Here is an 11800-nt window from a genome sequence, read left to right as displayed (position 1 = left end):
GATCTCCCCAAATGCACACAAAGGGGGACGCCCTTTATATTTTTACATTTAATAAACGCGGCATGTCCAAACCATAGAAAAGCGTCGCGATCCTGATCGTCACGGAATATCTCGGCGCGCTCGATCCCTCGTGCAATGATGTGGTCACCGCCCCCACGGTGAATTTGTTCTGGCGAACAACCCCATAACCATTGGGTTTCTCGCATGTGAGGTCGGCACGGTGGCCGACCCTACAAAATGTCGGCATTGTCGCGTAGGGCGGGCCACCGTGCCCGCCTGAAAAATAAATAGAACAAATTTACCCTGGGTCACCGCCCCCGGCGCATCTATTCTGGTTTGTCTCAATATGCATTTTCTTAAGCATGCCGGATTTGGACGGTAAATATAAATATATAAAGGGCGTCCCCTTTCTTTTTCTTTCTTTCTTCTTTGACATACTGGCAATATGATGTATAATCATGGTGTATACATCAAGTGGGGCGTGAAAAATGATAAGGACTCAAATTTATTTAACAGAGCAGCAGCGTAATGAATTGGCTGCCATGGCTAAATCACATGGAAAAAAACAGAGCGAACTCATTAGAGAGGCCATCGACATCCTGATCAAACAAGCCGGTAAAAGCCATAGGGAACTTGTGCTTCGTGAGTCTGCCGGAATTTGGAAGAATCGAACGGATCTTCCTGATTTTGAATCCATTCGTTCCGAATGGGACCGGGAATAATCATGGCGCAGCCGATTCTATTAGACACCGATGTTCTTGTTGATTTTTTCAGGGGATTGGACAAAGCCGTTGCTTTCGTTCATCAATATAATGATCGGATTATTTTGTCATCAATTGTGGTTGCAGAGTTGTATGCCGGTGTCAAAGAAGATGCGGAACAAAATGCTTTGCAGAACTTTATATCCCTGTTCCGTGTTGTCCCGATAGATGCCGCTATCGGAAAAGCCGGGGGTCTTTATCGACGAGATTATGGCAAGTCCCATGGCGTTGGAATTGCAGATGCGATATTGGCTGCAACCGCTGAATCCGAAAATGCCGAATTAAAGACCCTCAATACCAAACACTATCCGATGTTTAAAAACCTCAACCCTGCCTATAAAAAGTAAAAGCCCAACCAGGCTTCCCAGGTGACAGCCAGGGCCGGCGGCTTTTTGAAAACCAAGGGGAATTTGAACATGAACCATCTTTAATCAAGACACTCAAGACACTATAATATTGATATAGCAGAGTAAAAGTGGTATTTTAAAAAAATGAATAGAAAGTACACAGCCATATATCGAATGTCGGACCAGCGGAATGAGGATTTCGTTCCTGGCACTCCATCAGACCGAATTGGTCTCGTCTGGCCGTTGACTAGAGAAGTCACCTCCTTGAGCAAAAACCACGATGCTGAACGAAGACTACAGAGACATGTTACAAGCATTGTCCGACGAGAAGGTTAGATTCCTTCTCGTCGGCGCCTATGCTCTGGCTGCTCACGGTTATCCCCGGGCCACCATGGATATCGACATTTGGGTCATGCCTTCGCCCAGGAACGCTGATGCCGTTCTGAGGGCATTGCGCCGTTTCGGCGCCCCTCTGCACAACCTTACCAGGGAAGACCTTCAAAAGGTCCCTTTTCAAACAGTTCGACAAAACCGTCGCTTACGGCCTTTTTGCCGTTTTCGTTTTTCACGTCAAAGCGGATCCGTCCCGGACCGGTGGTTTCTTCCGGGCTGCGGGCCTCGATGTCAATGGCGCTGCCCGGCCGCACCATGTCGGTAAACCGGCAGGCAATGGTGCGGATGCGCGCGGGATCGCCCCGGGCAAAGCCGTTGGTGATTTCCCGGACCGCCAGGGCCAGGGTGGCCGTGCCCTGCACGATGATGCCGGGCAGGCCCATGCTGCGGGCAAAGTTCACGGACGTGTGAATCGGAAAATAAATATTGCTGCAGCCGTCGTAAATATATGTAAAAAGCGGATCGATCTCGATCCGGCGCTGCCAGTCAGCGGGCTGCGGACTTTTTTTGTGGCGGGGGACTTCCGGTACTTCGCTTCTGCCGGCGCCCTCGCCTTCGCATTCCACGCCCCGGAAAAGAGCCCCGATATGTTCGACGAAAACGCTTCTGCCGGATTCATCCGCGGCGTCAAACCGGAGAATGGCGTGGGTGCCGGTCCAGTGCCGCAGCACGGCGGCGATTTTCCCGCGGATGGCAAGCTTTCCGCCCGGCTTAATCGGCCGGAAAAACCTGATGTGTTCGGTGTAGTGCACCATGGTGGGGATGATCTCTGCGGGAAAGTCGTCTGCTTCGATATAATCCGAGAGGTTTTCCGAGACCGGCCAGGTCAGGGCCACGGAAAACATGGGCGGCGCGATGATGCCGCCTTTTCGCTCATCGTTGAAATAAACTTCGTTATTATCCGAGGTGGCTGCGGCATAATTCATGGAATCTCGCCAGCTCACTGTTGTGGTGTATTCTCGCAGGCGCGTTCCGACAAATTGCGGGCTTAATTTCATGGGCGGCGGTCCCTGTGGTTGTTTTTACCTTTATTTCACCTCAATTTAGGTTTCATATACTATACCCGGCCCGGCGTTCACAAGCCCCAAAACGCCACAAATGGGGCCAGATCGAATTTCACGGTAAATTTGTTCTATCTATTTTTCAGGCGGACACGGTGGCCCGCCCTACGCGACAATGCCGACATTTTGTAGGGTCGGCCACCGTGCCGACCTCACATGCGAGAAACCCCATGGTTATGGGGTTTCTCGCCAGAACAAATTCACCGTGGATCGAATTTGTAGCTGGGTGGACGACGGGCCGGGAATTTGTGATGAAACTCCGTTTGGTGACTGTGGATAAGCAATTGCTGCGTGAGTTTTCTTCAGCGGCAATATCATTAAATTCGTTCGGCAAATAGTTTCAGCGTTTTGCCGAAAGGCGATATTAAAATAAAAAAACGGCAATTCTGCAATACATTGCGTAATTGCCTTGACAATTCTGCAATGGCGTGCATAATTGCCGAAAAACCTTTTTTCCGCGCTCGGAATAAATTGTCATGGAACGTCAGCAGAAAAGCGCCATTGTAAACGATCTTGAAAAAAAGATGGTTTTTATCACCGGGCCGCGGCAGGTGGGCAAAACCTGGCTGGCCGGGCAGATTGCCCGGTCTTTTGAGCGCAGTGTTTATTTGAATTACGACAGTGTCGGGGATCGCGATATCATTAAAAAAGAGGCCTGGCTGGAAGACACGGAATTGTTGATCCTCGATGAGCTCCACAAGATGAATGGCTGGAAGAATTATGTCAAAGGGGTTTATGACACCCGGCCGGCAGGGATGCGGATTCTTGTCACCGGAAGTGCCCGACTGGAGGCGTTTCGGCAGGGCGGGGATTCACTGGCGGGTCGGTTTTTCCGGCACCGGCTGCTGCCGTTTTCGCCGGCGGAGGCCGGCCATGTGGGTGAATCCGTGGATATGGCCCGGTTTCTGGAGCGGGGCGGTTTTCCTGAGCCGTTTCTGGCTGCTGAGGACAGGGACGCAAACCGCTGGCGGATGCAGTACTTAGACGGTCTGATTCGGACAGATATCCTTGATTTTGAAAAAATTCATGATTTCAAAGCCATTCAACTGATTCTGGAACTGCTCCGGTCCCGGACAGGTTCGCCGGTGTCCTACCAGTCTTTGGCCGAAGACGCGGGGGTCGCACCCAATACTGTGAAAAAATATATCCAGGTGCTGGAATCCCTGTTCATTGTTTTCCGGGTAACCCCATATGCCAAAAATATTGCCCGTTCCATCGTGAAGACGCCCAAAATCTATTTTTATGATACCGGCCTGGTCAATGGGGATGAAGGTGCCCGTTTTGAAAACATGGTGGCTTTGTGCTTGTTAAAGCATGTCTGCGGCTGCGTGGACCTGCAGGGCCGGGCCGCTGCTTTGCATTATGTCCGCACCCGGGATGGGGCTGAGGTGGATTTCTGCCTCACAGAAGACAATCAGCCCCGGCGGCTGATCGAAGTCAAGCGCACCGATGAAAAGCCCGGCCGTAGTTTGGTCAATTTTTCCCGGCGCTATGATATTCCGGCAATGCAGGTGGTGCTGCATTTGAAGCAGCAGCGCAAAAAGCAGGACATTGAAGTGCGCAGGGGCGAAGATTTTCTCAGGTCGCTGATGATTTAACAGTAGCCATGTTGGGTTTCGCTTCGCTCAACCCAACCTAGGAGGCTCGCCCGAATTCAGCGCCAGGGCGAATCGAATCCGGGGTCGGCAGGCCCGTTTGGCACTTCAGCGGCGTTTTCTGATTTGAAGCATTTTATAACTTTTTTAGCCCCCGCGGATATGATATAGAATTCAAAATATAGAATACAGCAAAAAGTTAAGCACTTGGTTTAAGCCAAGGATTTAAAATTTAATACCTATTAATCTTTCAGCAAAAAAGAGGGATTCCATGAAAATTGAAAAAATTGTCTGGCCAACGGATTTATCCGAAAATGCATCCAAGGCGCTGCCCTATGTAACCTCGCTTGCCCAGCAGTACCAGGCGGAAATCCATATCCTCTATGTATTAAAGGAATACGTGGCTTTTGGCGCCGCCTACGGCGATACCAATCCGGAAGAGGACTTCAAGCGCATGCGCGAGTGGGAGCGGGAAACCGCTGAGAAACGGCTGGATGAACTCTGCGAAAAGTTTCTCGTGAGCTGCCCCCTCTATATCCGGCATATTGATGTGGGGGACCCGTCTCAGAAAATTCTGGATCTGGTCAAAAAAGAAAAGGCAGACATGGTGATAATGGCCAACCGGGGACGGGAGAGCCACTTTGATTTCGGCTCCGTGGCTGAACGGGTGCTTCGGTGCACGGATGTTCCGGTGCTCACGGTGCCGGCTTAAGCAGCCGAGCCGTCAAAAAAATTTGGGGGCGCCGCCCGGGAACGGGCCAATAACTTTAAAGGTACTGAGGTGCTGAGGTACTGAGGTACGATAAATTTGTTCTATCTCAATGCCATTAACTTAAGACTGAAAATTGGCTCGGTTGTCATTTCGAGCGGCAGCGAGAAATCTTATAATTGTACGATTTTTTAAGATTTCTCGTCACTGTCGTTCCTCGAAATGACAGGTGCGGAATGCTAAAGTTAACGACATTGTGTTCTGTCTATTTTTCAGGCGGGCACGGTGGCCCGCCCTTCTACTGATTCTCGTACGCGTACTCGTGCGCGTCATCGGCTTTTAATTTTTTCGAGTACGATTACGAGTACGAGAACCGTCCCGCTTGCGCGGAACTGAGTACGATGAAGTTACTTAGAAAACCATTTCTGATTTGATGACCCTATACTTGTCTGAATTAGCGGATGAAGACTGTTTCTGTTAAAAATCGATGCAAATTCCGCGTCGCGGGAAAACCAGCGGCCCGCCTGGAATCAATTCCCGCACCGGCCCATGTGGCGGCCATCCCGCATCAAATTCCGCTCATCCGGCCGCGCCTTCTGGTTAAGCCCAATGACTCGGTCAAATTGGGCACGCCCCTGATCGAAGACAAAGGGAACCCGAATCTAAAACTGCTGTCTCCGGGCGGCGGCCATGTTATGGACATCCAGTACGGTCCCCGCCGGGTGATTGAAGCCATTATCATCAAAATCGCACCGGATGAGCCCTATGTTGAGTTTCCGGTGATTGATGAAACGCAGATTTCCGGAATGGGCCGCGAAGAAATTATAGACGCCTTGATGGCGCGCGGGCTCTGGCCCCTTATCCGCGGCATCCCGTTTAAGGGGGTTGCCGATCCGGAGGAAGCCCCGGCGGCCGTATGGGTGCCCCTGGATATTCTCGATCCCTTTCATCCGCATTCCGATGTCTATCTGGCCGAAGGCCCGGCCAAAGAACAATTTTTATTCGGCATAAAAGTCCTTCAAAAACTCGCCGGCCGGGTTTGCGTGTGTGAGCATACGGACCGCCCGGTGCCTGATGAAAGACTGCGGCAGGTCCTTACCCATCGCGCGGCCGGGCCGTTTCCAGCGGGCGAGCCCGGCGTGATGCATTATCAGACCAAACAGTCGGCCAAAGAAAACCGGGCCTGGTATGTAACCGGCCAGGATGTGCTGCTTCTGGCAGAGGCGCTTCTTACCGGGAGATATCCAACCGCCCGGGTCATGACCGTATCCGGCGGCCGCCCGGACAACAACCGCCATGTACGTTCGCGGATCGGGGCGCCGCTGAAATCTTTGGTTAAACAAATCGATTCTCCGGAGGCCTACCGATGGGTGGCCGGCGGACTGTTTACCGGCTATAATGCAGCGCCCGATGGTTTTATGGGACTCTATGAAACCGCGCTGATGCTTGTGCCTGAGGTAACCGAAAAGGAACTGCTGGGATTTGCCCGGCCCGGGCTGAAGAAACCCACCAGTTCCCGGACATTTCTGTCGGCAATCACCCGGCCGACGCTCACAGTGGACGCCGACCGGCACGGCGAGCTTCGGGCATGCGTGAACTGCTCCTACTGCGCGGCCATCTGCCCGGTGGGGATCCTTCCCCAGTACACCTATAAATGCATTTATGCCGAAGAAATCGAAGAAGCCCTGGCCCACGGACTGCTCGACTGCGTTGAATGCGGACTCTGCTCCTATGTGTGCCCCTCCAAAATCGAGCTGACTGAAACTTTCAAGGATACCAAGCACAAGTATTATTGGGGGAAGATTTAGGTGTTGGGGATTAGGTGTTAGGTATTGGGGATTAGGTTCAGGGTTTAAGGTTCAGGGTTTAAGGTGGAAAAACCGTTGATTGCGAAGGGAAAATACAACTGACTGATGCAGTGGGTCACAAAGCAAATCAAGCGCCTGTTTGCCGCCCGGCGGGACCTGTTTGAGGAAGGCGGGAAGCTGGAGAAGCTGGGCCCTTTTTATGAGGCCACGGAGACCTTTTTCCTCTACCCGGTCATTCCCACCCGGAAAAAGCCGGTTGTCCGGGACAGCCTGGACCTTAAGCGGTTTATGAGCCTGGTGATTGTGGCGCTTCTGCCGCCCACGGTTTTCGGCATCTGGAATGCCGGCTACCAGAGCCGGCTGGCCTCAGGGCTATCAACGGATCTGCTGCCGGCTTTTATGACCGGCCTCTACTTTGTGCTCCCGATCATCCTTGTCTCCTATGCTGTGGGGTTTTTCTGGGAAACCCTGTTCGCAGCTATCCGCAAGCATCCCATCAGCGAGGGGCTTCTGGTGACGGGGCTTTTATATCCCCTGACCCTGCCGCCGGATATGCCCTTGTGGCAGGTGGCGGTCGGCATGTCGTTCGGCATTGTGATCGGAAAGGAGATTTTCGGCGGCACTGGCAGAAATATCTTTAATCCGGCGCTAACCGCCCGGGCGTTCGTGTTTTTCGCCTATCCCGCCCAGATGTCCGGTGACGCCGTCTGGGTGGCGGTTCGCGATAAAGCGGGGCAGACGGTGGATGCAGTCACCGGCGCCACGCCGCTCTCCTTCACGGAGCTTGCCGCACCGTTTAACTCCATTAAGGAGCTCTTGCAGGCCAACGGCTTTAACCTGTCCAAACTTTTTCTGGGCTATTATCCGGGCACCATCGGCGGCACATCCGCGCTTTTATGCCTGCTCGGCGCCGCTTTCCTTATAATCCTGGGCGTGGCCAACTTCCGGGTTATTGCGGGGGGTATCATCGGTCTTCTGGCCATGGCCGGGGTTTTGAACCTGTTTGCCGGCCCGGGTGCCCTGCCCTGGTTCGGCGTCAACCCGATCTATCATCTGGCATCCGGCGGTTTCGCCTTTGGTATCGCCTATATGGCCACAGACCCGGTTTCCGGGCCGGGCACCAACCGCGCCCGCTGGATTTACGGCTTTTTAATCGGGGTGCTGACCATATTGATCCGGGTCTTTAATCCCGCGTTTCCGGAGGGGGTCATGCTGGCGATTCTGTTTATGAACCTTTTCGCCCCGCTCATGGAAACCATTGAAATCCGCCTAAAGATTGCCGGAAGGATCCCCAATGTCTGATAAACTGAAATCCATCGTTTTTGCCATAGGGATGGGCTTGATCTGCGGGGTGCTTTTGACCACGGCCGCCACCGCGCTTCAGGACATCCAGCAGAAAAACATGTTAAATGACCGCCGCAAGAACATTCTTCTGGCCGTGGACCTGGTCTCCAGGGAGAAAACCTATACGCCGGATGAAATCGCCCGGCTTTATAAAGAAAACATCAGCAAAATGGCGGTCAGCCCGGATGGCACCATCGTGTCCCCGGATGTTGCCGAGACGGATAAAAACCTCTTGCCGGTGTATCTTTTTACAAAAGATGAAAATATCCAGGCCTACATTATTCCGATTGAATCCCAGGGGCTGTGGGGAAAAATTTACGCCTATATGGCGATAGCGGCGGATGGCTCAACCATTGCCGGCTTTACCGTTTACAAACACTCGGAAACTCCGGGCCTGGGCGGGGAAATCGACACCCAGTGGTTCCAGGAAAAATTTGAGGGCAAAAAAATTATCGACCAGACCGGCAATTTCGTCTCCGTGGCCATTGCCAAGGGCGAGGCCGAAAAAAAGGTGCCGGATGAGAAGCTGCCCCATTATGTGGACGGCATCAGCGGGGCGACGCTCACCGGCAAATATCTGACCCAGGGGCTTCAAAAAACGCTTTCCGAATATGAACCGGTATCCGTGTCCTTCCGGAAAAACCGGCTGAAATGCCGGATGCAGGAAGAACAACCATGGTGCGAGACCGATGAAACTGACCAAAACTAAAGCTTTTAAAACATTTGCCGGGCCCGCCTGGACGGAAAACCCGATCAACATGCAGATGCTGGGCATCTGCTCGGCGCTTGCGGTAACCGTTCAGCTTAAAACCGCATTTGTCATGGCCATTGCCATGACGTTCGTGGTTTCGTTTTCCAACCTGATTATTTCCGCCATGCGCCATATCATTCCGTCAAACATCCGGATTATCGTGGAGCTGGTGGTGATCGCTTCGCTGGTGATTCTGACGGACGAATTCTTACGCGCCTACATGTATGATGTGAGCAAGCTGCTTTCCGTATTTGTGGGGCTGATTATCACCAACTGCATTATTCTGGGCCGGGCCGAGGGATTTGCGCTCTCCAATCCGCCGCACCTGGCATTTATCGACGGGTTGGGCAATGGCGCGGGCTACGGCTCGGTGCTGATCTCTGTAGCCTTTATCCGGGAGCTTTTCGGCTCCGGGAAAATCTTCGGTTTTTCCGTGGTGCCCGAGGCTTTCTACAACGCCGGGTATGAAGACATGGGGATCATGCTGCTGGCACCGGCCGCATTCATTATCATCGGCCTGATGGCATGGCTGCAGAAGTATTTGAGTAATGAAGAATGACAGAAATTCGCTATTCTGTCATATCGAGCGTTAGCGAGAAATCTTAAGATTCCTCGTCGCTTGCGCTCCTCGGAATGACAGGGGAAAAGGCTTGCGCTCCTCGGAATGACAGGGGCAAGGGCTTGCGAACCTCGGCATGACAAGGGCGGAAGTCTGAACCTGAAACCTGAAACCTTGAACCCTAAACCTTGAACCCTAAACCTTGAACCTTTAATTATGGTCGATCTTGTCAGCCTTTTTTTAAACTCGGTTTTTGCGGGAAACATCCTGCTGGCCTATTTTCTGGGGATGTGCTCATTCGTGGCGGTCTCCCGAAATCTTGAGGCCTCCATCGGTCTGGGCTTTGCGGTGATCTTCGTGTTAAGCATCACGGTACCTTTAAACTGGCTGATTTTCCGCTATCTTTTGGCGCCGGACGCCCTGGAATGGGCCGGGCTGGGCGGATTTAACCTGAGCTTTTTAAAATTAATCGTTTTTATCGCCGTGATTGCGGCCATGGTGCAGGCCATCGAGATGATCATAGACCGGTTCTCGGCGGCCCTTTATGCCAACTTAGGCATTTTTCTGCCCCTGATCGCTGTGAACTGCGCCATTCTGGGCGGCTCCCTGTTCATGGTGGAGCGCAATTACACGTTTATGGAATCCGTCGTATACGGGTTCGGCTCGGGCGTGGGCTGGATGCTGGCCATCGTGGCCATGGCCGCGGTTCGGCTCAAGCTGCGCTATGCGGATCTTCCCCAAGGGCTTGAAGGGTTTGCCATCACCATGATCGTAACGGGACTCATGGCCATGGCGTTTATGATGTTCTCCGGCATTGCGATGTGAAAGAACACGGTAAATTTGTTCTGTCTTTTTTTAGGCAGGCACGGTGGCCTGCCCTACGGCGACATGCGTCGTAGAGTCGGCCACCGCGCCGACTGTCTGTCCGTTAACAGGACCGTGGTTATGGGCTTTGCGGTTAGAACAAATTAGCCGTGTGTGAAAGAAGGGCGCTTTTGATTTATCTCGTTAGCATAGGCGTATTTTCAGGGATCATTCTGATTCTGGTTCTGCTGCTGCTTTTTGTTGAAACCAGAATCGTTAAAAAGGGCGACCGCCAAATCATTATCAATGAGGATAAAGACAACCCCCTGACCGTGCCCATGGGCACCAATCTGCTGTCTGCGCTGAATAAAAACAGCATCTACCTGCCCTCTGCCTGCGGCGGCAGCGGCTCCTGCGGGCTGTGCAAGTGCAAGGTGCTGGCGGGCGGCGGCGAGATCGTGCCCACTGAGCTGCCTCACCTCTCCCGGCAGGAAAAGGCGGAAAATATCCGCTTGTCATGCCAGCTAAAAATCCGGGAAGACTTAAAAATCGAAATCCCGCCGGAGATTTTCAGCATTAAAAAATTTACCGGCACCGTGGCCTCGAATAAAAACATCGGCACATTTATCAAGGAGCTGGTGGTGGATCTGAATGAGCCCATCGAATTTGATGCCGGCATCTACATGCAGATTGACATCCCCGAATACTCGGTTTCGTTTTCCGAATTCGAAATCGACGAGCCGTTTAAAGCAACCTGGGACTATTACAATCTCTGGGATTTAGCGGCGGCAAATGACGAGCCGATCTTCCGGGCCTATTCCGCGGCCAACCCGCCCGCTGACAACCAGCGCATGATGTTTAACGTGCGCATCGCTACCCCGCCGCCGGACCTGCCGGATGCGCCCCCGGGAGTGGGCTCCTCCTATATCTTCAGCCTGAAACCCGGCGACCGGGTGACCATGAGCGGGCCGTTCGGGGAGTTCAAGGTCAAGGAATCCGAGCGGGAAATGTGCTTTGTGGGCGGCGGCGCGGGCATGGCGCCCATGCGCAGCCATCTGCGGCACCAGCTGCTGGCGCTTAGCACCCGCCGCAAGGCCACGTTCTGGTACGGGGCCAGAAACCGGATGGAGATGCTCTATGATGAGGAATTCCGGGCGCTGGATCAACAATTTGACAATTTCTCTTACCATGTGGCCCTCTCCGATCCGCTGCCGGATGACGAATGGAACGGCATGGTCGGGTTTATCCACCAGTGCCTGCTTGACCGATACCTCCAGGATCATCCCGACCCGACTGAAGTCGAATACTACCTCTGCGGCCCCCCGCCCATGATCGCCGCCATGAAAAACATGCTGGACAGCCTTGGCGTGGAGCCGGAAATGATCGCCTACGATGAGTTTTCGTAAAAGGCAGCCGCCGCCTCAGGCGCTCTTCTAAGTAACTTGACGGGTTTTAGGTTTTGGGTATTAGGTATTAGGTTAATGAAATCAAGAATTTATGGTCGGCACGGTGGCCGACCCTACGATGAATCAGGTTTTTCCCCATTCGTAGGGCGGGCCACCGTGCCCGCCTGAAAAATAGATAGAACAAATTTACCGTGCCTCAGGACCTTTAAAGTTACTTATACACTCGGTCCCGGGCGGCAGCCCGGGGGGAATACTTCCAAAA

The 11800-nt window shown here is 53.0% G+C and carries 11 protein-coding genes; 10 read left to right on the top strand and 1 reads right to left on the bottom strand.

What is annotated here, in order from left to right; translation table 11 throughout:
• Positions 1-488 precede the first annotated feature (488 nt).
• Together U5L07_08470 and U5L07_08465 are read left to right on the top strand one after the other, a co-directional pair.
• Positions 489-722 carry a CopG family transcriptional regulator gene (locus tag U5L07_08470; GenBank protein MDZ7831768.1) on the top strand — a complete coding sequence of 78 codons (234 nt, stop codon included), beginning with the start codon at positions 489-491 and terminating at the stop codon, positions 720-722.
• A 2-nt stretch (positions 723-724) separates the two neighbouring features.
• Complete coding sequence (locus U5L07_08465) at positions 725-1108, top strand: type II toxin-antitoxin system VapC family toxin (GenBank protein MDZ7831767.1); 384 nt, start codon at positions 725-727, stop codon at positions 1106-1108.
• A 482-nt stretch (positions 1109-1590) separates the two neighbouring features.
• On the opposite strand, the gene U5L07_08460 is transcribed toward U5L07_08465, so the two are convergent.
• Positions 1591-2499, bottom strand: coding sequence for a MaoC/PaaZ C-terminal domain-containing protein (locus U5L07_08460; GenBank protein MDZ7831766.1), 909 nt, complete (start codon positions 2497-2499; stop codon positions 1591-1593).
• 539 nt (positions 2500-3038) lie between these two features.
• On the opposite strand from U5L07_08460, the gene U5L07_08455 reads away from it, so the two are divergent.
• From U5L07_08455 to nqrF, 8 genes are all read left to right on the top strand, one after another.
• A complete protein-coding gene (locus U5L07_08455) occupies positions 3039-4160 on the top strand; it encodes an ATP-binding protein (GenBank protein ID MDZ7831765.1) in 1122 nt (373 codons plus the stop codon).
• A 268-nt stretch (positions 4161-4428) separates the two neighbouring features.
• A complete protein-coding gene (locus U5L07_08450) occupies positions 4429-4869 on the top strand; it encodes a universal stress protein (GenBank protein MDZ7831764.1) in 441 nt (146 codons plus the stop codon).
• Between the two features lie 458 nt (positions 4870-5327).
• Complete coding sequence (locus tag U5L07_08445) at positions 5328-6674, top strand: 4Fe-4S dicluster domain-containing protein (GenBank protein MDZ7831763.1); 1347 nt, start codon at positions 5328-5330, stop codon at positions 6672-6674.
• A gap of 105 nt (positions 6675-6779) precedes the next feature.
• The gene (locus tag U5L07_08440) at positions 6780-7976 is read left to right on the top strand and encodes an NADH:ubiquinone reductase (Na(+)-transporting) subunit B (protein MDZ7831762.1); all 1197 of its coding nucleotides are present in this window, start codon (positions 6780-6782) and stop codon (positions 7974-7976) included.
• Complete coding sequence (nqrC, locus tag U5L07_08435; protein ID MDZ7831761.1) at positions 7969-8727, top strand: NADH:ubiquinone reductase (Na(+)-transporting) subunit C; 759 nt, start codon at positions 7969-7971, stop codon at positions 8725-8727. Before U5L07_08440 ends, nqrC begins: the two co-directional genes overlap by 8 nt.
• A complete protein-coding gene (locus U5L07_08430; protein MDZ7831760.1) occupies positions 8708-9328 on the top strand; it encodes an NADH:ubiquinone reductase (Na(+)-transporting) subunit D in 621 nt (206 codons plus the stop codon). The genes nqrC and U5L07_08430 overlap by 20 nt, the downstream gene beginning before the upstream one ends.
• A gap of 216 nt (positions 9329-9544) precedes the next feature.
• The gene (nqrE, locus tag U5L07_08425; protein MDZ7831759.1) at positions 9545-10153 is read left to right on the top strand and encodes an NADH:ubiquinone reductase (Na(+)-transporting) subunit E; all 609 of its coding nucleotides are present in this window, start codon (positions 9545-9547) and stop codon (positions 10151-10153) included.
• 170 nt (positions 10154-10323) lie between these two features.
• The gene (gene nqrF / locus U5L07_08420) at positions 10324-11538 is read left to right on the top strand and encodes an NADH:ubiquinone reductase (Na(+)-transporting) subunit F (GenBank protein ID MDZ7831758.1); all 1215 of its coding nucleotides are present in this window, start codon (positions 10324-10326) and stop codon (positions 11536-11538) included.
• The last annotated feature ends 262 nt before the right edge of the window (positions 11539-11800 follow it).

Source organism: Desulfobacterales bacterium (assembly GCA_034520365.1).
GTDB lineage: Bacteria > Desulfobacterota > Desulfobacteria > Desulfobacterales > Desulfosalsimonadaceae > M55B175.
The sequence above is the reverse complement of the archived record's forward strand: the minus strand, read 5'-3'. Positions and strand labels throughout refer to the sequence as shown.